This is a genomic window from Streptomyces turgidiscabies Car8 (genome assembly GCF_000331005.1).
Taxonomy (GTDB): Bacteria; Actinomycetota; Actinomycetes; order Streptomycetales; family Streptomycetaceae; genus Streptomyces; species Streptomyces turgidiscabies.
The window spans coordinates 24,256-48,611 of the sequence record NZ_AEJB01000648.1; the positions used below are offsets into that span (position 1 = coordinate 24,256).

The 24,356-nt window shown below is 71.5% G+C and carries 26 protein-coding genes and 1 pseudogene; 12 read left to right on the forward strand and 15 right to left on the reverse strand.

Features of this window, described 5'->3' with window-relative positions; all coding sequences use genetic code 11:
* Positions 1-5: 5 nt before the first annotated feature.
* The 3 genes from STRTUCAR8_RS45010 to STRTUCAR8_RS45020 form a co-directional block, all read right to left on the reverse strand.
* The gene (locus tag STRTUCAR8_RS45010) at positions 6-800 is read right to left on the reverse strand and encodes a methyltransferase domain-containing protein (protein ID WP_006383187.1); all 795 of its coding nucleotides are present in this window, start codon (positions 798-800) and stop codon (positions 6-8) included.
* 329 nt (positions 801-1,129) lie between these two features.
* On the reverse strand, positions 1,130-1,558 hold the full coding sequence (locus tag STRTUCAR8_RS45015; RefSeq protein ID WP_006383229.1) for a CBS domain-containing protein: 429 nt from the start codon (positions 1,556-1,558) through the stop codon (positions 1,130-1,132).
* Between the two features lie 157 nt (positions 1,559-1,715).
* Positions 1,716-2,357, reverse strand: coding sequence for a nucleoside/nucleotide kinase family protein (locus STRTUCAR8_RS45020; RefSeq protein ID WP_044473994.1), 642 nt, complete (start codon positions 2,355-2,357; stop codon positions 1,716-1,718).
* A 91-nt stretch (positions 2,358-2,448) separates the two neighbouring features.
* Between STRTUCAR8_RS45020 and STRTUCAR8_RS45025 the strand changes: the two genes are divergently transcribed.
* The 3 genes from STRTUCAR8_RS45025 to STRTUCAR8_RS45035 all read left to right on the forward strand — a co-directional run bounded on the left by STRTUCAR8_RS45025 (position 2,449) and on the right by STRTUCAR8_RS45035 (position 5,391).
* Positions 2,449-3,183 carry a DUF2293 domain-containing protein gene (locus STRTUCAR8_RS45025; protein WP_006383186.1) on the forward strand — a complete coding sequence of 245 codons (735 nt, stop codon included), beginning with the start codon at positions 2,449-2,451 and terminating at the stop codon, positions 3,181-3,183.
* 120 nt (positions 3,184-3,303) lie between these two features.
* Positions 3,304-3,783: an anthrone oxygenase family protein gene (locus STRTUCAR8_RS45030; protein WP_006383167.1), complete on the forward strand. Its 480-nt coding sequence runs from the start codon at positions 3,304-3,306 to the stop codon at positions 3,781-3,783.
* 120 nt (positions 3,784-3,903) lie between these two features.
* Complete coding sequence (locus STRTUCAR8_RS45035) at positions 3,904-5,391, forward strand: glutamate synthase subunit beta (protein WP_044473987.1); 1,488 nt, start codon at positions 3,904-3,906, stop codon at positions 5,389-5,391.
* 72 nt (positions 5,392-5,463) lie between these two features.
* Here the strand turns inward: STRTUCAR8_RS45035 and STRTUCAR8_RS45040 are convergent, their stop codons facing one another.
* Complete coding sequence (locus STRTUCAR8_RS45040) at positions 5,464-5,970, reverse strand: carboxymuconolactone decarboxylase family protein (RefSeq protein ID WP_044473995.1); 507 nt, start codon at positions 5,968-5,970, stop codon at positions 5,464-5,466.
* A 47-nt stretch (positions 5,971-6,017) separates the two neighbouring features.
* On the opposite strand from STRTUCAR8_RS45040, the gene pdxR reads away from it, so the two are divergent.
* Positions 6,018-7,472 carry a MocR-like pyridoxine biosynthesis transcription factor PdxR gene (gene pdxR, locus STRTUCAR8_RS45045; protein ID WP_006383224.1) on the forward strand — a complete coding sequence of 485 codons (1,455 nt, stop codon included), beginning with the start codon at positions 6,018-6,020 and terminating at the stop codon, positions 7,470-7,472.
* Between the two features lie 168 nt (positions 7,473-7,640).
* Here pdxR and STRTUCAR8_RS45050 read toward each other — a convergent pair whose 3' ends face one another.
* From STRTUCAR8_RS45050 to STRTUCAR8_RS45060, 3 genes are all read right to left on the reverse strand, one after another.
* Positions 7,641-8,444, reverse strand: coding sequence for an SAM-dependent methyltransferase (locus STRTUCAR8_RS45050; protein ID WP_006383225.1), 804 nt, complete (start codon positions 8,442-8,444; stop codon positions 7,641-7,643).
* A 118-nt stretch (positions 8,445-8,562) separates the two neighbouring features.
* Positions 8,563-8,778 carry a DUF397 domain-containing protein gene (locus STRTUCAR8_RS45055; protein WP_086025877.1) on the reverse strand — a complete coding sequence of 72 codons (216 nt, stop codon included), beginning with the start codon at positions 8,776-8,778 and terminating at the stop codon, positions 8,563-8,565.
* 110 nt (positions 8,779-8,888) lie between these two features.
* Positions 8,889-9,749, reverse strand: a complete 861-nt coding sequence (locus STRTUCAR8_RS45060) for a helix-turn-helix domain-containing protein (protein WP_006383216.1) — start codon at positions 9,747-9,749, stop codon at positions 8,889-8,891.
* Positions 9,750-9,971: 222 nt separating this feature from the next.
* Here STRTUCAR8_RS45060 and STRTUCAR8_RS45065 point away from each other — a divergent pair, with 222 nt between their 5' ends.
* Positions 9,972-10,655 carry an ATP-binding protein gene (locus STRTUCAR8_RS45065; protein WP_044473988.1) on the forward strand — a complete coding sequence of 228 codons (684 nt, stop codon included), beginning with the start codon at positions 9,972-9,974 and terminating at the stop codon, positions 10,653-10,655.
* The gene (locus STRTUCAR8_RS45070; protein ID WP_044473989.1) at positions 10,646-11,098 is read left to right on the forward strand and encodes a hypothetical protein; all 453 of its coding nucleotides are present in this window, start codon (positions 10,646-10,648) and stop codon (positions 11,096-11,098) included. Before STRTUCAR8_RS45065 ends, STRTUCAR8_RS45070 begins: the two co-directional genes overlap by 10 nt.
* 36 nt (positions 11,099-11,134) lie before the next feature.
* Here the strand turns inward: STRTUCAR8_RS45070 and STRTUCAR8_RS53630 are convergent, their stop codons facing one another.
* From STRTUCAR8_RS53630 to STRTUCAR8_RS45085, 4 genes are all read right to left on the reverse strand, one after another.
* Complete coding sequence (locus STRTUCAR8_RS53630; protein WP_006383226.1) at positions 11,135-11,308, reverse strand: hypothetical protein; 174 nt, start codon at positions 11,306-11,308, stop codon at positions 11,135-11,137.
* 165 nt (positions 11,309-11,473) lie between these two features.
* The gene (locus STRTUCAR8_RS45075; RefSeq protein WP_006383191.1) at positions 11,474-12,115 is read right to left on the reverse strand and encodes a DUF899 domain-containing protein; all 642 of its coding nucleotides are present in this window, start codon (positions 12,113-12,115) and stop codon (positions 11,474-11,476) included.
* A gap of 121 nt (positions 12,116-12,236) precedes the next feature.
* The gene (locus STRTUCAR8_RS45080; RefSeq protein ID WP_006383164.1) at positions 12,237-13,601 is read right to left on the reverse strand and encodes an amidohydrolase; all 1,365 of its coding nucleotides are present in this window, start codon (positions 13,599-13,601) and stop codon (positions 12,237-12,239) included.
* Between the two features lie 70 nt (positions 13,602-13,671).
* Positions 13,672-15,537 (reverse strand): FUSC family protein, encoded by a 1,866-nt coding sequence (locus STRTUCAR8_RS45085; RefSeq protein WP_006383208.1) that lies wholly within the window; start codon positions 15,535-15,537, stop codon positions 13,672-13,674.
* Between the two features lie 369 nt (positions 15,538-15,906).
* Here STRTUCAR8_RS45085 and STRTUCAR8_RS45090 point away from each other — a divergent pair, with 369 nt between their 5' ends.
* The 4 genes from STRTUCAR8_RS45090 to STRTUCAR8_RS45105 all read left to right on the forward strand — a co-directional run bounded on the left by STRTUCAR8_RS45090 (position 15,907) and on the right by STRTUCAR8_RS45105 (position 18,785).
* Positions 15,907-16,608: a hypothetical protein gene (locus STRTUCAR8_RS45090; RefSeq protein WP_006383193.1), complete on the forward strand. Its 702-nt coding sequence runs from the start codon at positions 15,907-15,909 to the stop codon at positions 16,606-16,608.
* Between the two features lie 85 nt (positions 16,609-16,693).
* Positions 16,694-17,656: a GNAT family N-acetyltransferase gene (locus STRTUCAR8_RS45095; protein ID WP_006383190.1), complete on the forward strand. Its 963-nt coding sequence runs from the start codon at positions 16,694-16,696 to the stop codon at positions 17,654-17,656.
* Between the two features lie 203 nt (positions 17,657-17,859).
* Entirely contained in the window at positions 17,860-18,258 is a 399-nt protein-coding gene (locus STRTUCAR8_RS45100) for a RidA family protein (protein WP_006383173.1), read from the forward strand.
* A 44-nt stretch (positions 18,259-18,302) separates the two neighbouring features.
* Complete coding sequence (locus tag STRTUCAR8_RS45105) at positions 18,303-18,785, forward strand: GNAT family N-acetyltransferase (protein ID WP_006383204.1); 483 nt, start codon at positions 18,303-18,305, stop codon at positions 18,783-18,785.
* A gap of 286 nt (positions 18,786-19,071) precedes the next feature.
* Here STRTUCAR8_RS45105 and STRTUCAR8_RS45110 read toward each other — a convergent pair.
* Together STRTUCAR8_RS45110 and STRTUCAR8_RS45115 are read right to left on the reverse strand one after the other, a co-directional pair.
* Positions 19,072-19,789: pseudogene (locus STRTUCAR8_RS45110) on the reverse strand (aspartate/glutamate racemase family protein).
* Positions 19,790-19,791: 2 nt separating this feature from the next.
* Entirely contained in the window at positions 19,792-21,285 is a 1,494-nt protein-coding gene (locus tag STRTUCAR8_RS45115) for an NCS1 family nucleobase:cation symporter-1 (RefSeq protein WP_006383207.1), read from the reverse strand.
* Between the two features lie 173 nt (positions 21,286-21,458).
* On the opposite strand from STRTUCAR8_RS45115, the gene STRTUCAR8_RS45120 reads away from it, so the two are divergent.
* Together STRTUCAR8_RS45120 and STRTUCAR8_RS45125 are read left to right on the forward strand one after the other, a co-directional pair.
* The gene (locus tag STRTUCAR8_RS45120; RefSeq protein ID WP_006383210.1) at positions 21,459-22,115 is read left to right on the forward strand and encodes a GntR family transcriptional regulator; all 657 of its coding nucleotides are present in this window, start codon (positions 21,459-21,461) and stop codon (positions 22,113-22,115) included.
* A complete protein-coding gene (locus STRTUCAR8_RS45125) occupies positions 22,112-22,531 on the forward strand; it encodes a hypothetical protein (RefSeq protein WP_006383203.1) in 420 nt (139 codons plus the stop codon). The genes STRTUCAR8_RS45120 and STRTUCAR8_RS45125 overlap by 4 nt, the downstream gene beginning before the upstream one ends.
* Before the next feature lie 18 nt (positions 22,532-22,549).
* Here STRTUCAR8_RS45125 and pip read toward each other — a convergent pair whose 3' ends face one another.
* Together pip and STRTUCAR8_RS45135 are read right to left on the reverse strand one after the other, a co-directional pair.
* Positions 22,550-23,530, reverse strand: coding sequence for a prolyl aminopeptidase (gene pip / locus STRTUCAR8_RS45130; protein WP_006383166.1), 981 nt, complete (start codon positions 23,528-23,530; stop codon positions 22,550-22,552).
* Positions 23,531-23,605: 75 nt separating this feature from the next.
* On the reverse strand, positions 23,606-24,307 hold the full coding sequence (locus tag STRTUCAR8_RS45135) for a uracil-DNA glycosylase (RefSeq protein ID WP_006383223.1): 702 nt from the start codon (positions 24,305-24,307) through the stop codon (positions 23,606-23,608).
* Positions 24,308-24,356: the final 49 nt, after the last annotated feature.

The following is a 24,356-nucleotide window of genomic DNA, read 5'->3' on the forward strand; positions in this document are numbered from 1 at the left end:
GCCGGCTATCCCTTGCGTCCCCACGCCGAGATCATCGGTGCGGTCGCCAGATCCATCCCGCCTGCGGCGACATTGGCCAGGTGACGGTCGATGTCCTGGTCCGTGGCATGGCCCCCGGCGACGAGCCGCTCCCGGATCTGACGGATCGTCGCGGACTCCAGCGCGGCGCAGGCGGGCGAGGTGACGGGGAAGTACGCGTCGGCCTGGACGTTGCGCAGCCCCGCCTCGCGCAGCAGCCGCGGGAGTTTCCGGCCGTACGCCAGGTCGGCGCCGCTGTCCGCGAGCAGCTGACGGAAGCTGTGGCGCAGCCGGTTGGCGAGTTGCTGCTCGGGGCCGTGTTCGTCGGGGCAGAGCAGGGGCTGCAGCGCGGGATCGGCGTCCTCGATCAGGAGCCGTCCGCCGGGACGCAGCGACTTGATCATCGTGCGCAACGCCTGCTCCCGGTCGGGCACATGGACGAGGACGAGCCGGGCGTGCACCAGGTCGAACCCCTCCCCGGGCGGCCCGTCGACGCCGACGTCGTGGACGCGTACCTCGACCGGCGGACGGGCAGCCGGGGCCAACCACGAGGTGTCGAGGTCGGTCGCGACGACCTTCCCGGTCGGGCCGACCTTCTTGGCCAGCCAGGAGACCACCGAGGTGCCCCCGGCACCGGCCTCCCAGCAGCGCCAGCCGGCTCCGACGCCGAACCCTTCGAGGTGCCGGAACGTCGTGGGGTCGAAGAGGGCGGCGAAGGCGTCGAAGCGTTGTCCTGCCTCGGTCTGCCGGTTGTCGAGGAGATACCCGTCGGGTCGCGTCATGCCGCGATCATCCCAGTCATCCGCTTTGTTCTGCCGGGTCGACGCTCCCGTACGACGAGATGTCCGACGATCACGCCGTACCGAAGAAAGTGGAGCGGAACGTTCCGTTCCCCCAGCCTCCTCCGGCGTTCGCGAAGGACTGCCAAGCTGGCGAGCCAGGCGCACGGTGCGGACAGCACGGCGCGAGAGATTCACCCGAGGAGGCCCGGATGTCCATGGCGGGGAATGCGCGGAAGGTCACCGGTCCCGGCAGCGTGGGCGGCCTTCGCGAGGACACACGCTCGCCCGGCGCGGGCGGCCGGGCGAGGGTGGGTGGCGGTCCGGTGGGGTCAGCGCATCGTGGTCCTGGCGTAGACGGTCTCGGCCCAGGACGCGATCTGGTCGTCCGTGAGGTGCTGGGCCAGGTCGGCCTCGCTGATCATGCCGACCAGACGCTTGTTCTCGATCACCGGGAGCCGGCGGATCTGGTGGTCCTTCATCTCGTCGAGCACTTCGCTGACATCCGCGCTCGCGTCGATCCAGCGCGGGGTGCCCTGGGCCATCTCGCCCGCGGTGACCCTGGCCGGGTCGTGGCCCATGGCCACACAGCCGACGACGATGTCCCGGTCGGTGAGGATGCCGCAGAGGCGTTCGTTCTCGTCGCTGATCGGCAGGGCACCCACGTTGAGCTCGCGCATCATCTGGGCGGCCCGGTCGAGGGTCTGGTGGGCGGGAATCCACTGGGCGCCGCGATGCATGATGTCTCCGGCGGTGGTCATGAAGTACCTCCCGGTGCCGGACGGCCGGCGCGGCACGGAGGGCACCGCTAGTCCCGGCGCCCTACATTCTCGCCGCGCTCCCGATGATGCGCACCCGGAAGTCCGCGGTTTTCGGGCTCCTCGTACGGCGCCGGACCGGACTGCCGGGGCGGGCGGGTCAGCCGTTCCACGCCGGGTGGCGCGGATCGTCCGCGCGGATCAGGACGTCGGCCGTGGCCGCGGGGTCCGTCTCGTTCTCGTAGCGCTCGAAGGCGGGCAGGGTCCAGTGCTCGGCCTCGGGGGTACGGCGACGCAGGGCCGCCGGGGAGAGAAGGACGTGAACGGTCAGGTCGAACGGGAACCAGTGGCGCAGCAGGAGAGGACCGTGCAACAACAGGAGCCCGCCGGGCGGGAGTTGGACGTAGGGGCTGCGAGTGGAGCGGTCGGTGAGCGGGTCGCGCAGGTCGGGCAGGACGCGGCCGTCACCGCCGGGTTCGAGGGGGCCGAAGACCTCGCGCCAGAGGGCGCCGGTGTCGAACCAGCCGTCGTAGTAGGCGTCCACGTCCTCGTGGCCGTATTCCAGCCGGAGGGAGGCGGGGCGCAGAAATCCGGCGGTGGCTACGGCGAGGGAGGGCCGGCCACGGATGCGCAGCGCCTCGGCCACCCGTTCGGCGAGCTCTCCAGGGCGGGCCGCCGGGGCTCCGTCGAAGGCGATGCGCGGCCAGGGGCTGCCGTCGTCCGGCTTCAGGTCGAGCACGCGTTCGGCGAGGAGGTCGCCGAGGCGGTCCCAGGTGATCGGTTCCAGTCGCACACCGCCCATGATGCCGGTCGCGGGTGCTCCGGAGACGGGCGGCTTCGAAGGGGCCGGATCCACGCGGGGATTCCTGGTCCGAGTGGGGAAATAAGTACCTGTGGACAGCCGTGCGACTCCCCCGCTCCGTGCCGCGCTTCTCGTCGTGCAGCCGCTCAGGCGTCGGCACTGCGCCGAGTGCCGCCGTGGGCCCCTGTCGTTGCTCGTGCCGGAGGAGGGGGCGCCTCGCTGTCTCGACTGTGCCGATCTCGGGCATCTGGTGTTCCTGCCCAGGGGCGACACCGCGTTGACACGCAGGTCGCGGGAGGAGAGCGGGCTGTGGGCGGTGGTCGTGCGGTTCAACCGTCGGAAGGGGCGGTACGAAAGGCAGGGCGTTCTGGTCGAGGAGGCGGGGCTCGCCCGCGCCGAGGTGCGATGCCTGGCGGACGCCGAGGCACGGCAGCGGCGCCGGGTCCGGGACGCACGGCGGCGGGCCGCGGAGGACCTGCGGTTCGCGGAGGCGTTCGCGCGGGAGATCCGCCGGCTGTTTCCGGGATGCCCGACGGATCGGGCGGAGGCCGTCGCCGGGCACGCCTCGGTGCGTGGCAGCGGGCGGGTGGGGCGGAGTGCGGCGGGGCGGGCGTTGTCCGAGGGGGCGGTGATCTCGGCGGTCGTGGCGTCCGTACGGCATGTGGACACGGCGTACGACGCGTTGCTGATGAGCGGGGTCGCCCGGCACGAGGCACGCCGACGGATCGCCGGGGGCGTCGAGGCGAGGCTCAGGGAATGGGGGACGGAAGCGGGTGGGGGTGCGGGCACGGAGACGAGGGACGGCGCCGGGGCCGAGTCGGGGTGAGCGGGCGGCGGCCTCCGTGACCTGGCTGCTCCCGGGGTCGCCGCGCCGGTCGGACAGGGGCATTGTCAGTGGCAGGGGGTTCACTGGTGGGGACTGATGGGGAGCGACGGGGGAGTCTGCATGATCGATGGGGCGTTTTTCGTACTCGTGGTGCTGGGTGTGCTCGGTACCGGGCTGGTGGCCGGGGTCTTCTGCGGTTTCTCGACCTTCGTGATGAGGGGGCTCGCCGCGCTGCCGCCCGCGCAGGGCGTCGCGGCGATGCGGGCCATCAACGTCACCGCGTTGCACCCGCCCTTCATGCTCGTGTTCCTCGGGTCGGCCGCCCTGTGTCTGGTGATCGTCGTGGTCACGCTCGTCGTGTGGCCGACCGACGGCGCCGTGGAGCTGTTGACGGGCAGCGCGCTCTATCTGCTCGGCTCGTTCGGGCTCACCATGGGCGCGAACGTGCCGCGCAACAACGCCCTGATGGAACTGGAGCCGGGCTCTGCGGAGGCCGCCGCCTACTGGCCCGTGTACGTGCGCGAGTGGACCCTGTGGAACCACATACGCACGGTCGCCTCGGGGGCCGCCGCGGTGCTGTACGTCCTGGCCGTCGCCTAGGGCCTTGTCCGGCCCACTCGGCGAGCGGGGTCGAGGGGTCGTATCGTGGCCGGAGGAGAGTGCCGCCCGATGACGCACGGCCCGTCATGCGTACGCAGAGGAGACGGCGAGGACACGGTCATGGGCGATCCCAAGGGTTTTCTCACCAGAGCACGCCTCGACTGGCCGCGCAGGCCCGTCGAGGAGCGGGTCCGTGACTGGGACGAGGTGTACGTCCCCGGCGCGCTGCTCCCCATCGTCAGCGGGCAGGCCGATCGATGCATGGACTGCGGTGTCCCGTTCTGCCACGAGGCCTGTCCGCTCGGGAATCTCATCCCCGAGTGGAACGACCTGGTCTCCCGGGAGGACTGGCGCGCGGCGAGCGACCGGCTGCACGCCACGAACAACTTCCCCGAGTTCACCGGGCGGTTGTGCCCCGCGCCCTGTGAGGCGGGCTGTGTGCTGGCCATCAACCAGCCCGCGGTGACCATCAAGAACGTCGAGGTGGCCATCGCGGACCGGGCCCTGTCCGACGGCTTCGCGCCGCCGAGGCCGCCGGACCGGCTGTCGGGTCGTACGGTCGCGGTGATCGGGTCGGGGCCCACCGGGCTCGCCGCGGCCCAGCAGCTGACCCGGGCCGGACACACCGTCGTCGTGTACGAGAAGGACGACCGGATCGGCGGGCTGATGCGGTACGGCATCCCCGGCTTCAAGATGGAGAAGCACCATCTGGAGCGGCGTATCGAGCAGATGCGCGCCGAGGGGACCAAGTTCCGTACGTCGACCGCCGTCGGGCGGGATGTCGAAGCCGCCGAACTGCGGTCGCGCCACGACGCCGTGGTGCTGGCCGTGGGGGCCACGGCGTGGCGTGAACTGCCGCTTCCCGGGAGGGAGTTGGCAGGCGTCCAGCAGGCGATGGAGTATCTGCCGCTGGCCAACCGGGTGTGCCAGGGGGATCTGGCGGTGTCCCCGATGTCCGCCGCCGGGAAGCATGTCGTCATCGTCGGCGGCGGTGACACCGGGGCCGACTGTCTGGGCACCGCGGTGCGTGAAGGTGCGGCATCCGTCACCCAGTTGGACATCTACGCCCAGCCGGGAGCGGAACGCGACGAGGACGCCGATCCCTGGCCGACGTACCCGAAGGTCTACCGGCTGTCGGCCGCGCACGAGGAGGCCCGTGACCTGGAGTCGGCGCCCGCCGCCGACGCCGACGCCCGGCTCTTCGCGGCGTCCACGCTGCACTTCTCTGGCGACCGGGACGGGCATGTGAGGGCGCTGCACCTCGCCGAGGTGGACGCGGAGCGCCGGCCGTTGCCCGGATCCGTGCGGACGCTTCCCGCCGACCTGGTGCTGCTCGCCCTCGGCTTCTCCGGGCCCGACCGGGAGGACGGACTGATCGACCAGCTCGGACTCACCCTCGACCCGCGCGGCACCATCGCCCGTGACGCGGACTTCGCGACGAACGTGCCTGGCGTGTACGCGGCGGGGGACGCGGCCCGCGGGCAGTCGCTGATCGTGTGGGCGATAGCGGAGGGGCGAGCGGTCGCGGCGGCCGTGGACCGCCGGCTGATGGGCCGTACGCAACTGCCCGCGCCCATAGGGCCGTACGACCGGCCGATGACCGTGTGACCGTCCCGGCCCGTTCCCGCCCGTGCCGCCCGTGTCGCCCGTGTCGGACGTGTCGGACGTGTCGGACGGGGCTCAGCGCTCGTCCGTGCCCGCCACCTTGCGGGTCGCCAGGGCCACCCGGTTCCAGGTGTTGATCGTGAGGATCAGGGACAGGACCTGGGCCAGTTCCCGGTCGTCGAAGTGGGCCGCGGCCTCGGTGTAGACGTCGTCCGGGACGCCGGCGTCGGCGACCAGGGTGACGGCCTCCGTGAGGGCCAGCGCCGCCTGTTCCCTCGGGGTGTAGAAGTGGCGGGCCTCGCGCCACACCGCGACCAGGTGCAGCCGGTCCTCGCTCTCGCCCGCCTTGCGCGCGTCGTTGGTGTGCATGTGGAGGCAGTAGGCGCAGTGGTTGAGGTGCGAGGCGCGGATCTGGATCAGCTCGACGAGCGCCGGGTCGAGGCCCTCGCGGGCCGCCGCGTCGAAGCCGACGAGGGCACGGAAGACCTTGGGTGCCGTCTTCGCGAGGTTCAGGCGGGGCGTTTGGGCAGCACCGTCGAAGTGGGCGGTCGTGGGGTTCACGGTGTTCGTGTTCGTCGTCATGACCATGAATCTACGGGCCGTAAAGACCGAGTGTAGGGTTCATTTTCGTGGCAGAAACATGGGTCAATTCCGCCGAGCGCATCGGCGCCGACCTGCATCTGGAGCTGGGGCCTCCGGGGTCCGGCGGGCGGCGGGCCGCGCTGATCGGTGCCCTGCGGGACGCCGTCCGCAGCGGCCGGCTCACACCGGGCACCCTGTTGCCTCCGTACCGTTCCCTCGCCGCCGATCTCGGCGTGGCCCGCAACACGGTGGCCGACGCGTACGCCGAACTCGTCGCCGAGGGCTGGCTGACCGCCCGCCAGGGGTCGGGCACCCGGGTCGCCGAGCGGGCCGAACCCGTCACGGCGGCCCGCGTCCCCGTAAAAGCACCTCCACGCGCGCGTGGGCCGCGCCACGACCTGCGCCAGGGCAAGCCGGACACGTCGGGGTTCCCGCGTTCCGCCTGGCTGGCCTCCTACCGGCGGGCGGTCCAGCAGGCGCCGAACGAGGCGTTCGGGCCCGGTGACCCGGCCGGCCGGGCCGAACTGCGGGAGGCGCTCGCGACGTACCTGGCACGCGCGCGTGGCGTTCGTACGGAGCCCGGACGCATCGTCATCTGCTCAGGGTTCGCACACGCCCTGCGGCTCCTCTTCGGCGGCACGAGCGGCAGCGGGGGCGCGGACGCCGTACTGCGCGGGCCGTTGGCCGTGGAGGCGTACGGACTCGGCTTCCACCGGGAGCTGCTGGCCGGGGCCGGGGTACGGACCGTGCCGCTGCCCCTCGACGAGGACGGCGCACAGGTCGGTCTGCTCGGCCGGGAACGAGCCGTGCTGCTCACCCCCGCGCACCAGTTCCCGACCGGCGGCCCGCTGCACCCCGAGCGCCGCGCGGCCGTGATCGACTGGGCACGCGCGCGTGGCGGGCTGATCCTGGAGGACGACTACGACGGGGAGTTCCGTTACGACCGCCGGCCGGTCGGCGCCGTCCAGGGCCTGGACCCGGAGCGGGTGATCCATCTCGGCTCGGTGAGCAAGAGCCTGTCCCCCGCGCTGCGGCTGGGCTGGATGGTGCTCCCGGAGCGGTATGTGGAGCCCGTACTCGCGCTGAAGGGCGAACGCGAGGGGTGGACGAGCGCACTCGATCAACTGGCACTCGCGGACTTCCTCGGGTCCGGATCGTACGACCGTCATGTGCGGCGCATGCGGCAGCGTTACCGGCGCCGACGTGACCGGCTCGTGGCCGCCCTCGCCACGCACGCACCGCATGTCGAGGTCACCGGTGTCGCGGCCGGACTGCACGCGGTGCTGCGGCTGCCGCCCGGGACGGAGCGGTCGGCGGTGAAGGCGGCGGCCTGGCGGGGAATCGCCCTCGACGGGCTCGCGGAGTTCCGCCACCCGGAGTTCCCGGAGAGAGGGCAGGGTTCGATCGCGCCCGACGGTTTGGTCGTGGGGTACGCGGCACCCTCCGAGCATGCGTACGGGGCGGCACTGGAGGCGCTCTGCGAGGCCCTGCCACCGGAGTGAGGGAGGTCCCTGCGGAGGCCTGATGGGGGCGGCGTTCCCGGCCGGACCGACGGACAGTCACCGTCGGCGGCGGTCCGGCGCGGGTTCGCTGTCGGACCGCCGCCGATCGAGCGGATCTCCCACGGGCCTGCACTCGTAGACCCACCGCCCCCGGCCCGCGCCTCCGTGTCAGGACGTGCGGCCCACCGCCCCGTATCCGGGAATCACCCCGTCCTCCTGGCCCGGGACCGGCTCGCCCAGCTCCGGATGCCACTTGTCGACCACCTCGACGCCGGGCTCGACCAGATCGAGGCCGTCGAAGAAGTGGCCGAACTCGGTGCGGGAGCGCAGGGCGAGGGTGACGCCCGCGGCCCTGAGCTTCGCCGTCGCCGTCGCCGACTCCTCCGGGGAGAAGTCGGCGGTCGCGTGGGTCATCATCAGATAGCTGCCGGCGGGCAGGGCGGCGAGCAGACGGCCGACCAGCTCGTGCGCGCCGTCCTGGTCGGAGATGAAGTGCAGCAGGGCGACCAGGGAGAGCGCCACGGGCCGCTCGAAGTCCAGGACCTTCTTCGCGCCCTCGATGATGGCGTCCGGGTCGCGCACATCGGCCTGGAGGTACTCGGTGACGCCCTCCTCCGTGCCGCGCAGCAGGGCCGCCGCGTGGGCCAGCACGATCGGGTCGTTGTCGCAGTAGACGACCCGCGCGTCGGGCGCGATCTCCTGGGCGATCTGGTGGAGGTTCGGCTCGGTCGGGATGCCGGTGCCGACGTCCAGGAACTGCCGGACGCCGTGCCCGGCCAGCCAGCGCGTGGCGCGGTGCATGAACGCACGGTTGACCTTCGCCATCACCGGGACCCGCGGGTCGAGGGCGAGCATCTGCCGGCCCATCGCCTCGTCGACCGGGTAGTTGTCCTTGCCACCCAGATACCAGTCGTACATCCGCGCGGGATGAGGCTTGGTGGTGTCGATCTCGATGGGGTGCTGCCCGGTCATGGCAAACTCCGTAAGTTTCTGCGGTGTCTAACGTGGCAAGTGATCAACTGAGCACCAAAATTAGGCAATTGACTGAACACAACGGAACCGCCGACACACGAACGGCTGGAACCGGACCTCAGGAGAGCAGAAAGTCGGCCTCCCCCGCCTTGGCGCCCTCGATGAAGGCGAGCATCTCGGCCGTGGTGTAGATGAGCGCCGGGCCTTCGGGATCGGTGGACTGCCGCAGGGCGATCCGGCCGTCGGCGAGCTTCATCGCCTCCAGGCAGTTGCCGCCGTTGCCGCCGCTCCACGGCTTGTGCCAGCCCTCGCTGCCCAGCTCACCTGCGGGCATGCCGTTGTAGATACGGGAACTCACCCGCTCGGCGACCCGTTCAGTGGTCAGCTCATTGATTCGCTCGTGGCGCATCCGGGCCTTGGACATCATGCGATCCATGCAGAGATTCAGAGCTCCTTGCGGAGATCCCGGAGGATCTCCTTCGTGCGATGTGCTGTAGCGGACTGAGCCGCCATGCGGTCCATGACCTCCAGGTGGGTGGCCACCTCGGTGCGCGAATCCAGATAGATGGCGCCGGTCAGGTACTCGCTGTAGACCATGTCCGGGAGTTCCGGCACGGCAAAACGGAAGAGCACGAACGGCCCGTACGTCCCCGGGTGCGGCCCCGACAGGAAGGGAGCGACCTGGAGCGTCACATTGGGCAGGTTCGTGGCTTCGAGCAGTGTGTCGATCTGCGCACGCATCACCTCCGGGCCGCCCACCGGGCGGCGCAGAACGGTCTCGTCCATCACGACCCACAGCCGGGGCGCGCCCTCACGGGTGAGCAGGCTCTGGCGTTCCATGCGCAGCGCGACGTGGCGTTCGATGTCCTCGGGTCTGGTCTGGCCGATGGCGCCCGATTTCAGGACACCGAGCGCGTACTCCTCGGTCTGCAGCAGTCCGGGGACGAAGTGCGGCTCGTACTGGCGGATGAGGCTCGCCGCGCCCTCCAGGCTGACGTGCATGGAGAACCAGCCGGGCAGCACGTCGTGGAACCGCTGCCACCACCCGGGCTGATTGGCGTCCTCGGCCAGCTGGACGAACGCGTCGGCCTCGTCGTCCGAGACGCCGTACGACTTCAGGAGGAGCTGGAGGTACGGGATCTTGAGGGCGACCTCCGCCATCTCCATACGCCGGACGGTGGCGGGGGCGACCCGGAGGATGCGCGCGGCCTCCTCACGCCGCAGGCCCGCACGCTCCCGCAGGTCCAGCAGGCGCCGGCCCAGGACGACCTGTCCGACCGTCGGCGCGGACCGCGGTTCGCTCACGCTCCACCTCCATCGAGCACCGGCTCTGCCGGTGAAGATTCCTGACAGCCCGGCGGCGCCACCGGGATTTTGTTCGAAGGTTTATTCGAAAACCTGCCGAAAGTCCCAACTGGCGCCGCTCCGCGTGCTGTTGCGAGCAGTGTGCCACGCCGTTTCACTTCGTCACACCGCACTCTGCATTTTTCAGAGTGACACTTGCCAAGTGTTCATGGCGGGGAGATAGTGGCAAGCGTGATTCCGTCCCCGCCCTTAGGAACAGACGCCGCCGCGGACCGCTCCGGTCCCGGGGCCGTGGCCTTGCCGCGCCCCGGTACGGCGGCCGAGCGCCGGTTCCGCTTCGAGCTGGCCGCCCATCCGGGCTCGCCCGCGCAGGCCCGGCGCCTGACGCGTGCCCGGCTCACGGGCTGGTCGGTGTGCGAGGACACCTGCGACACGGCGGCCCTGGTCGTCACCGAGCTGGTCACCAACGCCATCGTGCACACCGCGAGCAGCCACATAGTCTGCGAGCTGCACGACGGCGCCGACCTGGTGCGCATAGCCGTGCGTGACGAGGGCTGCGCGCCCGGCGTACCCCATCAGTCACCGCAGCGCGCCGATGACGAGGGTGGCAGGGGACTGCTCCTCGTAGAGGCCATGTGCAGGGCCTGGGGCGCCCAGGAACACGGCCCCGGCCTGCTGGTCTGGGCGGAACTCGCCCGGGCAGCCGACACGGGCGCCGCCACCCTCGACGACACCGAGATCCGCAACGATCTCGGCTGGGGCGCACCACCACCACGACCCGGCACGGCCGGCGACCCCGACCCGGAGCCCGCCGACGAGACACAGGCCGCAGGCAGCCACCACGGGCGCCACAGGTTCCAGAAGCACGCGAACACGGGGACGGGGACAGAGGCCGAATGGGTGTAAGGGGTTCGTCCACGGGGGCCCGGGTCGTCAGCATGGACACACTGATGCGCGTGCAGCGCGGTCTGCACGGCCCGCCCCACCCGGGAACCCCCCTGCGCCTTCCGATACCGGCCGGCATGACCGCCCCCCTGGGCTGCGACGCGGTGGCCGTGCCCGCCCGCTTCGGCCCCCAGATACTCCCCCGGCTACCGCGCGTGGGCTGCGTGTACGCGGACGCGGGTCACTGGTGGTGGCTCGTCCCCGCCGACTCCGACTACGCCCTGGAGTGGCCGGCCCCGGCGCACTACGCCACGGGAGCGGTGGTCCTGGACGCCCCGCGCGTCCCGCCCCTGCTGCACCGCCCGCACGACACCCTCCCGTACACCCCGCCCATACCGCTGTACCTCGCCCTGTGCCAGGTGACGGGGACGATTCCCACCTGGTCGAGGCCAATCAGCGCCTGAGCCCCGTCCCCCTTCGCGAGGGGCCCGACGACCGCCTCACTCCCCTGCGCCCCCACCCCGGACGATCACGAGGAACGTGTCCGTCGCGAGGTCCATGACGACCTCCGCGGCCTGGCCCTCCAGCCGCCGCTCCCGCGCGAACTCCTCCGCGGGCCAGGAACCGCGTGGCCCGCCGGCGGGAAAGCGTTCGAGCACCTTTCGCCCGTTCACCCTGCACCTCCATGTAGCGCCGATCTCATAGACTTAAACGCTCATCATGGGGAAAGGGCCTCGCCAGGTGACCGTACTGAGACGTAGTTGACACCTGTTCACCGCCAGATGTGGGAATGAACTCATCCCGTTACATCCCCTGCACCCCTTTTGTCACTTTCTGCTTCAGTCGTCGTACGCGTCGTGATGGCGCACGCTCTCGCCGTCCGCGTCCGGTCCCAGGGGCATGAGGTCCAGGAAGCCGGCGGCCGAGCCGAGGCCTTCCAGGCCGCGCCCGTACGCCGAGTACGTGTGGAAGACCCGGTCACGGTCGCGCAGGAAGCAGCTCACGCCGGACCGCTCGACGACCTCCCCGGCGCTCTCGGACGTCACCAGGAAGTCGCGGTTGAAGTCGTTGCCGTACGACGAGAACCACGGCACCGTCCACCCCATCCGCGCCTTGAACGGCAGGATCCGCGTGTACGGCGCCCGGGAGACGACCGCGAAGGAGGCGTCGCGTGCCCACAGGTGCGCCAGGTGACCGACGTGGTCGAGGAACTCGGAGCAGCCGGGGCAGCCCTCGTCCCACTCGGGGGCGAACATGAAGTGGTGGACGACGAGCAGGCGGCGGCCCTCGAAGAGGTCGAGCAGGGTCGCCTTGCCGTCGCCGCCCTCGAACACGTACTCCTCGTCGACCGCGACCACGGGCAGTTCGCGCCGCTCGGCGTTCAGCGCGTCACGCGCGCGCGTGACGACCTCCTCCTTGACCAGCAACGCCTCGCGTGCCGCCCGCCATTCGTCGCGCGAAACGATCCGCGGAAATGTCATCGCCCCTCCAGTCCCCGTCGCGGAACGGTCTGTTCCCAGGGGTTGGACCGGTGGGGCACGCGAAACTCATCGGAGCCGGCGAAAAGACTTCAGGTGTTCAGAGTTGTCAGGTGTGCACGTTTCATGTGCCGTACTCCTGGATCCGTCTGCCGTGGCTCCGGTCGACGAGCGCGGGCAGCCGCTCCCCCAGCTCGCGGACGATTTCCGGCACATCGAGGGTCAGGAGCTCGCGGTCGCGCATGAGGACGCGGCCGTCGACGATCGTCGTACGGACGTCCGAGGAGCGGGCGCTGTGGACGAGGGTGGCGGCGAGGTCGTGCACGGGCTGGGTGTGCGGCCCGGTGAGGTCGACGAGGATGATGTCGGCCTTCCGGCCCGGCGCCAGGCTCCCGATCCGCTCGCCGAGTCCCACCGCCCGTGCGCTCTGCAGCGTGGCGTGGTCCAGTGCCTGCCGGGAGGTCAGCCAACGGGGGTCACCCTCGGTCGACTTCTGGATCAGCGAGGTGAGTGCCATGGAGTCCCACACGTCGAGCGAGCTGTTGGAGGCGGCGCCGTCGGTGGCCAGTCCGACGGGGACGCCGATCTCGCGCAGGGCACGTACCGGGGTGGTGGTGGGCCAGGCGAACCTGAGGTATCCGCGGGGCGCGGTCGCCACGGCCGTACGTCCGTTGGTGCGCTCCAGGACGGGGAGGTCACGCTCGATGACGCCGGTGCCGTGGGCGATGAGGACGTCTAGGTCACCGGTCAGGACGCCGGTACGGGCCAGGACCTCGATCGGGGTGAGACCGTGCCGGGCGAGACTGGCGTCGGTCTGGTCCCGGTTCTCGGCGGCGTGGATGTGCACGGACAGGCCGTGGGTGCGGGCGAGGTCTGCGGTGGCGGCGAGGTCGGTGTCATCGACGGTGTACGGGGCATGCGGGGCGAGGGCGGTGGTGATACGGCCGTCGGCGCCGCCCCGGTGCCGGAGCGCGAACTCCAGTGACCTCTCCCGCCCTTGCGGCCCCTGCGAGGAGAAGTACGCCTCTCCGAGATGCGCCCGCGTCCCGCACTCCTCGACCACCGCGGCCACGGTGTCCATCGAGAAGTAGTGGTCGGCGAAACAGGTGACGCCGCCGCGGATCATCTCGGCGCAGGCGAGCCGCGCGCCCAACTCCACGTCGATGTCGGTGAGGTTGGACTCGATCGGCCACACGACGTCGTTGAACCACTCCTCGGTGGGCAGGTCCTCGGCGATCCCGCGCAGCGCCACCATGGGGGCGTGCGTATGGCAGTTGATGAGCCCTGGCATGGCCAACTGCCCGCGCGCGTCGATGCGTTCGACCGCGTCCGGGAGGTCGACTCCCTCGCCGATCGCCTCGATGATCCCGCCGCGTACGACGATCGAGGCGTCCTCCGTGAACTCGATCGCGTCGCCGGCGCCGGTGTGGCGGAGCGCGGTGCAACCGGTGATGACGAGATCCGCGGGGGCGGCGGGAGAAGGCGTCATGCGGCCACCGTACGGCGCGGTCGTGCCCTGGGCGGCGCCAACCGTGGGAACGGGCGGGCACCGGTCGGCGTCAGCCGGCGAGCGGCCTCTCGCCGGCCTCCGGAACCCGCGTGCGCAACCCGGCACGCTCGCGCCGCACGGCGAGTTCGTCCAGGAGTTCGGTGAGGTGTTCGGTGTGCCGACGGGTGAGGTGTCCGGTGTCGTCGAGGTGTACGGCACAGGCGGTCGCAGTGTCGACAATGCGTTCGAGGGTGGCGGCGACCTCTTCCGTTCCCTCGGTGTGCCGTGCCAGCGCGGGCAGTTCGGCAGCGGAGTGCGCGATGGCCGTACGGGCCTCGGCGAGCGCGCGATACGCCTCGCGACGCAGCATCCAGCGCGCGTGCCGGTCGTCCGAGCCGCTCATCACATGCTGGAGGTAGTCCTGCGCGGCCTCGGCGGCCCGCGTCAGCCGCGCCCGTACGCCCCCGCCCCGCTGCCCGGGCATGGGCAGATGCCCGACGATGAGTACGAGGGCACAGGCGACCAGGGTCTCCAGGATCCGGTTCCACGACGCCTGGGGCTCGCCGCCCACCATCACCAGGGCGAGCACGAGCACCGTGACGACGGCGGTCTGGGCGGCGAAGTGCCGGGTGGCGACCGGGATCAGCGCGCCGCTCACTGCGACCAGCGCGACGAGCCCCTCGGGCCGCGGCAGTACGGCGGCGAACCCGGCGAAGACGACGGCCCCGAGGACCGTCCCCGCCGCCCGGCACAGGACACGCGAGACGAGCGGTCCGAGGTCGGGCTTGACGAGGAAGACGGCGGTGGCCGGAATCCAGTACCAATGGGCGTGGTGCGTGGCCTGCGCGACCGCCGCACCGGCGCCGAAGCAGAGCGCCACCCGCAGCCCGTACTCACGCCCACCGGAGTCGACAGCCGTGCGGAGGAGGGTCGCGACGCCACGGCGCCGGGTGTGCAGGTCGTCTGTGTCGCCGCCCCGGTCGAACGCGTCGGCGGCGTGCAGCAGCGCGTCGTCGAGGGCGCGCAGCCCCGGCGCGGAGCGGGCCGGGGCGGGCAGCGGCCCGGTGTGCGTGTTGGTCCGTACGGCGGCGGCGAGACGCCGGGGCCCTTCCGCCACGCGCGCGTGGAGGGCGTCTCCGGTCCAGGCGAGGGCTGTCGCGGCCTCGGCGAGGGGCAGCGCGGCCGCGTACTGGGTGCGCAGCCGCCGCTCGTCCGCGGAACTGGCGTACTGACGGATCCGGGGTCCCCCGAGCGCGTCCTGGGCCTGGTCGAGCGCGGCGGTGAGGGCCACGCGCCGGGTACCGGCCTCGTCCGTACCGGCGGCGTCGAGGAGTCGGGCTACGGCGTCGTACACGTCGGCGACGGCGGTACGTTCCCCGTCGAACCGGAAGTCACCGGCGCTGCCTCCGGGGGTGGGCAGCGCGAGCCGCAGGGTGAGCAGCCAGCCGGCGCCCGCCAGGAAGACCAGCGCCCGTTCCCAGCCCGGCTCGGGCAACGGCATCCCGGCCCCGATGGCGGCGGCGACGAGCAGTTGCGTACCGGCGCCGGACGCGACGGGCCCGATGGCGCTGATACCGCCCGCCAGAAGCCCGAGGCCGGTGAGGAGAAAGGTCAGCGGCACGGCTCCGAACTGCTGTCCGGCGTACGTCCCGACGACCAGCCCGAGGGCCCCTGCGGACGCGGGCACGCCGAGCCGCCTGACGGAGGAACGCCGGCTGCCCGGCCGGTCGTTGATCCCGGCGAGCATGGCACCGAGCGCGGCGACGACGCCGAGGGAGGTGCGGTCCGACAGCACACCGGCCAGCAGCAGCGGCCCGGCGGCCAGCGCACCCCGGAGGACCGCGCTCCAGGGAACGGGGCCGCGCTGGGCGCGGAGGGTGTGGGCGAGCCAGGGCGGCAGGGCGAAACGCGGGCGCGTGCTGCTGGGGCGTGACACAGAGCTCCTGTCGGGCGAGGGCTGGGGTGCGATGCCTTCGGGCGACGTCGGCCGGGCTGTGGTGTCCACCGTAGTTCGGGGCGGTGGAGGAGATGGGACGCAAGTATTTCGGGGATGTGACGGTCTGCGGGAAACCCGCGTTCTTTATGAACGCAACGACGATGCGCCCAGCGGTTCGAGGGGTGGATGTGACCTGTCCCGGGCTCCGGGTCGACGACCATGACCCGTCGGCGCGGATCGCCCTCGCCGCGTCCCGCCACATGGGCGGTCGCCAGCTCCCACGGGCGGCTCGGGCGATTGTCAGTGGTGGGCGCTTCAATGAGAGGTGTCGTCACAGAGCGTCACGACCGAGCTACGGGGGAGGTAGTCATGGATTGTCATGCCGGCGATCGGGGCTATGAGGACAGTCGGGATCCGCAGAGCTCACAGAGCGGTGATCGTCATGAGGAGGACGGGCAGCGGTACGTCTCCTCGGCGGGACTGCGGGCTCGCGGGTGGACCGGCGGAATGGTGCACCGGCTGCTCGGGGCACCGGACCGCCTCAGCGTCAATCCGCGGCTGAGCGCGGCGCCGCAGGTTCGGCTGTACCGCGTCGAGCGGGTCGAGACGGCCGAGCGGACCGACGAGTTCCGGAGGGTGGCGGCATTCTCGGCACGGCGATCGGAGGCGGTGCGGAACGCGGTACGCCGTCGGCGCCTGGAGGTTCTGGAGCGCATCAGGACCGAGCCGATCGAGGTACCGCGGCTGGATCCGGGCAAACTCGCCCTGCGGGCGGTCGAACACCGGGCCCGGCGCGAGGCGGCGGCCGGCTGTCGGATCGAGCTGGCCGACGACGACTCCGCGCAGGACACCGGTCGCGTCCATCGCGCTTCTCTCGCCCCCTGGAAGGTCGACTACCTACGGCACCGGATGAGTCACTACGACGGGCTCCTGGACGGTCTGCCGGGAGGCGAGCGGGACTCCGGCCGGAAGGAAGCCACGGAACTGCTCCGCCGGCGGATCTGCGCGGCCATCGCCGAGGCGTACCCGCCGCTTGAACAGGAGTGCGAGAGGCAAACGCGCGACCAATGAGCGGGTCCACCGCCAAGGTGAATCCCCAGGTGAGATCCCCTCCCGGGCCGGACATGCGCCCTGCCCACGTCCCTACGCTCCGGCCATGGAAGATGATCTCGCCCTGCGCGTGCACGAACGTCTGGCGGCGTGCCCCGGCCTGCGCCCGGTCGGGGCCGCCGAAGGACACCGGTTCGGCCTCTGGGACCTGGCCTCACTCGCCGAGGGCGCCCTCGGCGAGTGTGCCGACCCGGACTCGCTCACGGCTTCGCACGAGAAGCGGTTGCGCCTTCGGCTGGGGGCGACCGGGCGGGAGTACGCACACAACGACGACTACTGCAGGAGGTACTGGATCGGGGACCCCGCCGAGGACAAGAAGGGCGGGCGGCCGAGGGGACCGCTCGGAACGGTCGCCGTGGACACCTGGCCGAGCGGCGTGGGCTCGCTGCGCGTCTCGTCGCTGTACGTCCATCCCGTCGCCCGGCGACGCGGCCTCGCCTCGTCGACGCTGGACACCGTGTACGAGGCGTGCCGCGCCGAGGGTCTGCACGGCTTCCGGCTCGACACGTGCTGGACCTGGCAGCGCAGCGTTCGCTACTACCTCAACCGGGGCCTGTGGGTGACGTCGTGGAAGCACGCGCTGGGGCTCGCCCGGCTGTCGTACCTGCCCCGGTACGAAGTCAGCGAGTCCGAGGGCGAGTTGACGTTCCTGGTGACGGATCCGGAGGCGTGCGCACCCGGAGCGACGGCCCCGCTGCTCGTCGCCGATGCCGTCGACGGACGGTTGCGGCTGCGGGAGACCGAGCAGTACGCCCGTACCCGCGACGAGCTGAACGCCGTCCGTCACTACGCGCGGTCGACACTCGCGCTGCATCTCGCCGTGCGCGGGCTGCCGTTGGTGAGAGGGGAGGAGGAGTGGGCCGAGGCGCTCGCGGGCCGGTGGTGCGACATCGGCGACCCGGAGGGTCTCGCGCGGAAGATCGAGACCTTCGAGAAGGTGGCACGCGACGACGGCTGGCGACTGACAGGCCTGTACGGCCGCCGGCCGTCCCACTCGCGCGGCGACTGACACCTACCCGCGCTCACCAGCGACACGGACGGGCCGGACATCGGACGCCGTACGACCACAACAGCGCGCCAACGACGGAAATCCGGGTGCGCAGACACCCGGATTTCCGCATGATCGGCGGGTCGCCCTGCGGGCGCCCTTCGCGTCCGCGCCGTCCGTCCTCCGTCAGCCGTCCCACCACTCACCTCCCTGAGGAGCCCGCCATGGTCAAGCGCGTCACCGTCCCCGGTCTGTTCCCGCCGCCCACGTACTCCCATGCGTCCGTCGTCGAGGCGGGCACACGGCTCGCGTTTCTCGCCGGCTCCGTGCCGCTGGACGCGGAGGGGCGGATCGTGGGCGTGGGCGATCCCGTGCGGCAGGCGGAACAGGTGATCGCCAATCTGGGCGAGCAACTCCGGGCCGTGGGCAGCGATTTCTCGCATGTCCTGGCGACCGATGTGTACGTCGTGAGCGGCGAGCCGGGGGTACTGGGCGCCGTCTGGGAGGTCGTCGAGGCGTCGGGGCTGTCCACCGGACCGCATTCGTCGACCCTGGTCGGGGTGGCCTGCCTCGGTTACACCGGACAACTGGTGGAGATCACGGCGACGGCCGCCGTCCCGTAAATCCAGGTGCGTTCGGTACGGCACCTCTGGCAGGCTCCGCCCCCGTGACCCCCTCAGCCCCCGCCCCGAAGATCACCCTCCGCCGCGCGACGGCCGACGACGCCGGTGCCGCGGCCGAGGTGCTGTTGCGGTCCAGAACCGTCGCCCTGCCCACCGTCACCTGGCCACGGTCCGACGACGAGGTCCGCGACTACTTCCGGGACGTGGTGGTGCCGTACCGCGAGACCTGGGTCGCGGAGGCGCCGTCCGGGGCTGGGACGGTCGGCGTGATGGTGCTCGCCGGTGACGAGGTGTCCCAGCTGTATCTGCTCCCCGACTGGCGTGGACACGGCATCGGTGACCTCTTCGTCGCCCTCGCGAAGGAACGCAGCCCGGGCGGACTGACCCTGTGGACCTTTCAGGTCAACAAGCCCGCCCACCGCTTCTACGAGCGCCACGGCTTCGTCGCCGTCGAGCACACGGACGGCCATGAGAACGAGGAGCGTGAGCCGGACGTGCGGTACGTCTGGCAGCCGAACCGCACATAGGGGCGGCGGGCCCGGGCTCACCGCCGTGCGTCGCGGGCCAGGTCGAGGGCGCGACACCTGCTGCTGTCCGGCCGGCGGCCCGCCCCGGCAGGTGCCGTCGGACTCGCCCGACCGTCCGATCCACGGCCGGGCGTCGAACCGCGCGTGCCGGTGACCGTCCCGGACGGCCTCCCCAAGCCCCGGAGTCCGCCGTCACGCCGCCCGCTGCCCGCGCCCATCACCCGCCGAGCGGCCCCGAGAGCACCTCACAGGCACCCCGGAACTCCCGCCCCTGAGCCCCGCCCCCTCACTCCGCCGGTCGTCCCCACCCCCGCCTCTTGGGCAACGGCTTCGCATAGCTCCCCGCCCGGCTCGTCGTCAGTCCCAGGGTGACCAGTGACTCCGCCAGCTTGACCGCCGCGCCCACCCCGTCGACCACCGGCAGCCCCAGCTTCTCCCCCACCGCCCGCTGCAGACCGGTCATCCCGGCGCAGCCCAGGACCAGTACCTCGGCCCCCGCCGCCACCGCCCGCTCGGCCGCCGCGACGAACGCCTCCTCGGTGCGCCGGTCGTCGCCGAGTTCGAGGACGCCGAGCCCGGTGCCGACGACGGCGGCGCAGTTCCGGCCGACGCCGGCGGTGTCGAGGCTGTCCTCGATCTGGCCGCACGAGCGTTCGAGGGTGGTGACGACCCCGTAGCGCCGCCCGAGCAGACACGCGAGGTGCGCGGCGGCCTCGGTGATGTCGACGACGGGTACGTCCATCAACTCCCGCACGCCCTCCCGCCCGTGCTCACCGAACCCGGCCATGACGACGGCGTCGCAGGGACCCTCGTAGGTCCGCAGGGTGTCGAGGACGGCGGCGGCCGAGAGATAGCTGTCGAGCCAGCCCTCCGCCGACTCGGGGCCCCACGCGGGGGTGAGACCGCGCACGGTGGTGCCCGGGCCTGCGGCGGCCCGGGCACCCCCGTTTACAGTTCTCGGTCATCGTCCGCGTCGTGTTGCAGTTGGTGACGACGATCCGCACGCTCAGCCCGCCGCAGACTCGGTAGCGGAAGCGGACGACGTTTCGGCGCCGACCGCCTCGGCCCGCTCGTCCCGGCACAGGAGCGCGTACAGCCCCGCCGCCAGCGCCGTGCCGATGAACCACGAGTACGGGGCCACATCGTGGAAGTCCTTCACCAGGGCGAGCACCGCCGCGACACCGGCCGCGGGCAGGAAGGCCCACAGGGCCTTGGGGTTGACGCCCTTGCGGTAGTAATAGCGCGACCCGGGCTCGCCGTTGAAGAGTTCGTCGACGTCGATGCGGCCCTTCTTGACCCAGAAGTAGTCGAGCATGATCACGCCGAACAGCGGTCCCAGGAAGGCGCCGAGACCGCCGAGGAAGTACTGGACGACCGTCGGGTTCGAGAAGAGGTTCCACGGGGTCACCACCAGCGCGGCCACCGTGCTGATCATGCCGCCGATCCTGAAGCTGATCTTCTGCGGCCAGACGTTGGCCAGGTCGTAGGCGGGTGAGACGAAGTTGGCGACGATGTTGACGCCCATGGTGGCGATGGCGAAGGTCAGGGCCGCCAGTACGAGCACCCAGGTGTTGCCGACCTTGGCGACCAGCTCCGCGGGGTCGGTGATGGCCTCGCCGAACACCTCGATGGAGCCGGCCGTGACGATGACCGAGACGATCACGAAGGCCGTCGAGTTGAAGGGGAGTCCCCAGAAGTTGCCGCGCTTGACGGTCCTGTAGTCGGGCGCGAAGCGGGAGAAGTCGCAGAAGTTGAGCATCAGCGTGCCGTACGTGGCGATGATCAGCCCGATCGCACCGAACCACTGCCGCCACTGCTCGCCGACGGAGACCGGGTGCGGGGTGGAGGTGAGCGAGATGGTCCAGCCCGCCTTGGAGAGGACCCAGACGGCGAGCGCGATCATGACCAGCCAGATGGCCGGACCGCAGAAGTCCTGGAACTTCCGTACGGACTCCATGCCCTGACTGATGATCAGCGCCTGGATCAGCCACAGCGAGACGAAGGAGAGCCAGCCGAGCGCGTCGAGCCCGAGGAACGAGCTGTGCGTCCATGATTCGAGCCCCGGCCAGGCCGCGAGGAGCATGACGTTGACGGCGACGGAGGCCAGGTAGGTCTGGATGCCGTACCACATGATGGCGATGACGGCCCTGATCAGCGCGGGGATGTTGGCGCCCCAGACGCCGAAGCTGATCCGGCTGATCACGGGGAACGGAACGCCGTGCCGCTGGCCGATCCTCCCCATCCAGTTCATGCCGACATAGATGATCACGAAGCCGACGAGGAGGGAGGTGAAGATCTGCCACACGTTCATGCCGAGGACCAGCAGACCTGCCGCGAACGTGTAGTTGCCCAGGTTGTGGACGTCCGACATCCACATCGCGAAGAGGTCGAAGACCTTCCAGTTGCGCTTGCCCGCGGGCGCGAGGTCCTCGTTGGTGAGCCGGGGATCGGGGACGAAGGCTGGGGTACCGGTGACTTCGGCACGGTCGGCTAGGGACACGGTGACTCCAGGGGCGAGGGGACGAAGCGGGAGGAGGCGGGGGGATGGTGGAGCGAGAGGCGGTTTTGTTTGGTATACCAAACTGCCGTCATGGTCCCTCCGTCAAGAGTCCGGTCCGATATCCGCTCTGTTACGGCTCCGTAAATCACCCCCAGGTCGGCGAAGATGGGCCCATGACGAAGATCGAACCGCTCGGAGCGGTGCGCGAGCGGGTCCTGGCGGCCCTGCGGGAGGAGATCATCGCGGGCCGGCTCGGGCCCGGGGACCGGCTCGTCGAACGCGAACTGGCCGAGCGATTCGGGGTCTCCCGGGTCCCCGTCCGCGAGGCGATCCGGGCCCTGGTCGCCGAGGGCTTCGTCCTCTTCGAGACCCCGCGGCGCACGGTCGTACGCCGTCTCACCCGGACCGACGTGGCCGAACTCTTCGAACTCCGCGAGGCGTTGGAGGTCTACGCGTCCGGCCTCGCCGCGACCCGCGCGACCCCGGCGGACCTGGCGGAACTGGCGGAACTCCTGGACCGGGCCGCCGCGGCGACGGCGGCGGACGACGCCGAGACCATCACCGACGTCAACACCCGCTTCCACGACCGCATCCTGGCCACTGCCGGCAACAGCCTGCTGATCTCGGTCATGGAACCGGTCGACGGCCGACTGCGCTGGCTCACCCGCCGCAACGAGGAGTGGCCCCATCTCCTCACCGAACACCGCGAGTTGTACGACGCGATCGCGTCCGGCGACCCGGCGCGGGCCCGCGCCCACGCCCTGACCCACGTCCAGGCCAACCACCGCTCGACGGTACGGCACCTCTTCGGAACGGGAGGCGACCTGTGAGCGCCCGTACGGTGATCGGCGCCGCCCGCACCCGCCCCTGCACGCTGGTCGTCTGCCGTGGCTGCTGCTGCGGCGACCCGCGCAAGTACCCCGGCTACGACCACGACTGGCAGCTGGACCGGCTGCGTGCGGCGGCCACGGCCTCCGCCGGACGCCTCTCGGTCCGTACGGCGGACTGCCTCGGCCCCTGCGACCAGGCGAACGTCATCGTCGTACAGCCGTCCGGCGAGGGCCGCAGGCGCGGCGGGAAAGCCGTGTGGATCGGCTGGTCGATGGGCGACGACTGCACTGACGAGATACTCCGCTGGGCGGAGGCGGGCGGCCCGGGAGTCGCCCCTCCCCCGCCCACGCTGGAACTGCAGTTCATCCAGTCCTCGGGCGAGCGCACCCGGGACCGTACCCGACGCAATCGCTAGCGGACAGCCGGCACGCGGTCAGCCGACTCGGCCGCGGGCGGCGTACCGGTCCGTGGCCGCCACCAGCTCGTCCACCATGCCGGGCGCCCCCGCGTTGTGCCCCACCTCGTCGACGACGATCAACTCACTGCCGGGCCAGGCGTGATGGAGCCGCCACACGGTGCCCAGCAGGTTCCCGGGGTCGAGGCTGCCCTGGACGAGGGTGCCGGGGATGTTCTTGAGCAGGTGCGCGTCGCGCAGTACGACGCCGTGCGCGCCCTCGTTGCCCTCACCCAGGAAGTGGTCGGCACCCCAGTAGTGGGTGACGGTCCGGGCGAAGCCCATGCGGAACACCGGGTCCTCGTAGCGCGGTACGGAACGGGGCGGCGCCGGGACCATGGCCGTCTCCCAGTCGGTCCACGCCCGCGCGGCGCGCTCTCGTACCTCGGGGTCGGGCGACTCCAGCAGCCGGTTGTACGCGGCGGCCAGGTTCCCGTCCCGCTCGTCTTCCGGCACCCCGGCGCGGAACTTCTCGAACGCCTCGGGGAACAGTTGCCCAAGTCCCCTGGTCAGCAGGGCCACTTCGGCGTCGGAGCCGGTGGCGACGGCGGTGAGCACCAGCTCGGACACGACCTCCGGGTGCGTCTGCGCGTACCGCAGCCCGAGCGCCGACCCCCACGACACCCCCCACACCAGCCAGCGTTCGATCCCCAAGTGCCGCCGCAGCAGCTCCAGATCGGCCAGGATGTGGGCCGTCGTGTTGACACTCATATCGGTGTCGTACGCGCTCGCGTGCGGTGTCGAACGCCCCGCGCCACGCTGATCGAACAGCACGATCCGGTACGCGGCCGGATCGAAGTACCGCCGGGAGAAGGCGCTCGCTCCGGACCCAGGCCCCCCGTGCAGGAACACCGCCGGTTTGCCCCGCGGGTTGCCGCAGACCTCCCAGTAGACGTGGTTGCCGTCCCCGACGTCGAGCATGCCGTGGTCGTACGGTTCGATCTCCGGATACAGGCCCATCAGGGCAACGTAACGCGCGTACGCCGGTCCGGTCGCGCGAATTTCGTGCGGGCGCCGGTCCTGGCATCGGCGCTCTCACCGCTCGTGCGGAAGGCCGGCCGCGCTCGCCGCGTCCCGCAGCACATCCCGGAGCATCGCGGGTGTGAGGCGGCCGGTGAAGGTGTTGCGCTGACTGACGTGGAAGCAGCCGAAGAGGCGCAGCCCGCCGCCGAGCGTGACCCGCGCCCCGTGTCCGAAGGCGGGACGCGGACGCGGCACGCTCCAGCCGGCCGCGTCGAGGGCGGGCAGCGCCGCCTGCCAGCCGAACGCCCCGAGCACCACCGCGGCCCGCAGGGTCGGCCGGAGCAGCTCCAGTTCGCTCACCAGCCACGGCCGGCACGCGTCCCGCTCCTCGGGCGTCGGCTTGTTGGCGGGCGGGGCGCAGTGCACGGGTGAGGTGATGCGTACGCCGTACAGTTCGAGCCCGTCGTCGACGCTCACCGCACCTGCCTGCGAGGCGAGCCCGACCTCGTGCAGCGCCGCGTACAGCACATCTCCGGAGCGGTCCCCGGTGAACATCCGGCCGGTGCGGTTCCCGCCGTGGGCGGCGGGCGCCAGCCCGACGATCAGCAGCCGGGCGTCCGCCGGCCCGAACCCCGGCACCGGCCGCCCCCAGTAGTCCCAGTCCGCGAAGCCGGCCCGCTTCGTACGGGCGACCTCCTCCCGCCAGGCGACCAGCCGAGGGCAGGCCCGGCACCCGGCGATCCGCTCGTCGAGCTCCGAGAGACTGGTGTCCATACGTCCACGGTAGAGCCGGAGCACTGGACCGGAGTACTAAAGTCGAGGG

Bases quoted from the DNA above. Each gene is read 5' to 3' on its own strand.
- STRTUCAR8_RS45050 (WP_006383225.1), bottom strand. From the start codon at position 8,444: ATGACCGGGCAGCACCCCATCGAGATCGACACCACCAAGCCTCATCCC.
- pip (WP_006383166.1), bottom strand. From the start codon at position 23,530: ATGGGCCTGTATCCGGAGATCGAACCGTACGACCACGGCATGCTCGAC.
- STRTUCAR8_RS45100 (WP_006383173.1), top strand. From the start codon at position 17,860: ATGGTCAAGCGCGTCACCGTCCCCGGTCTGTTCCCGCCGCCCACGTAC.
- STRTUCAR8_RS45120 (WP_006383210.1), top strand. From the start codon at position 21,459: ATGACGAAGATCGAACCGCTCGGAGCGGTGCGCGAGCGGGTCCTGGCG.
- STRTUCAR8_RS45135 (WP_006383223.1), bottom strand. From the start codon at position 24,307: ATGGACACCAGTCTCTCGGAGCTCGACGAGCGGATCGCCGGGTGCCGG.
- STRTUCAR8_RS45015 (WP_006383229.1), bottom strand. From the start codon at position 1,558: ATGACCACCGCCGGAGACATCATGCATCGCGGCGCCCAGTGGATTCCC.
- STRTUCAR8_RS45020 (WP_044473994.1), bottom strand. From the start codon at position 2,357: ATGGGCGGTGTGCGACTGGAACCGATCACCTGGGACCGCCTCGGCGAC.
- STRTUCAR8_RS45095 (WP_006383190.1), top strand. From the start codon at position 16,694: ATGGAAGATGATCTCGCCCTGCGCGTGCACGAACGTCTGGCGGCGTGC.
- STRTUCAR8_RS45035 (WP_044473987.1), top strand. From the start codon at position 3,904: ATGGGCGATCCCAAGGGTTTTCTCACCAGAGCACGCCTCGACTGGCCG.
- STRTUCAR8_RS45030 (WP_006383167.1), top strand. From the start codon at position 3,304: ATGATCGATGGGGCGTTTTTCGTACTCGTGGTGCTGGGTGTGCTCGGT.
- STRTUCAR8_RS45075 (WP_006383191.1), bottom strand. From the start codon at position 12,115: ATGACATTTCCGCGGATCGTTTCGCGCGACGAATGGCGGGCGGCACGC.
- STRTUCAR8_RS45040 (WP_044473995.1), bottom strand. From the start codon at position 5,970: ATGACGACGAACACGAACACCGTGAACCCCACGACCGCCCACTTCGAC.
- STRTUCAR8_RS45070 (WP_044473989.1), top strand. From the start codon at position 10,646: ATGGGTGTAAGGGGTTCGTCCACGGGGGCCCGGGTCGTCAGCATGGAC.
- STRTUCAR8_RS45080 (WP_006383164.1), bottom strand. From the start codon at position 13,601: ATGACGCCTTCTCCCGCCGCCCCCGCGGATCTCGTCATCACCGGTTGC.
- STRTUCAR8_RS45090 (WP_006383193.1), top strand. From the start codon at position 15,907: ATGGATTGTCATGCCGGCGATCGGGGCTATGAGGACAGTCGGGATCCG.
- STRTUCAR8_RS45055 (WP_086025877.1), bottom strand. From the start codon at position 8,778: ATGCCCGCAGGTGAGCTGGGCAGCGAGGGCTGGCACAAGCCGTGGAGC.
- STRTUCAR8_RS45010 (WP_006383187.1), bottom strand. From the start codon at position 800: ATGACGCGACCCGACGGGTATCTCCTCGACAACCGGCAGACCGAGGCA.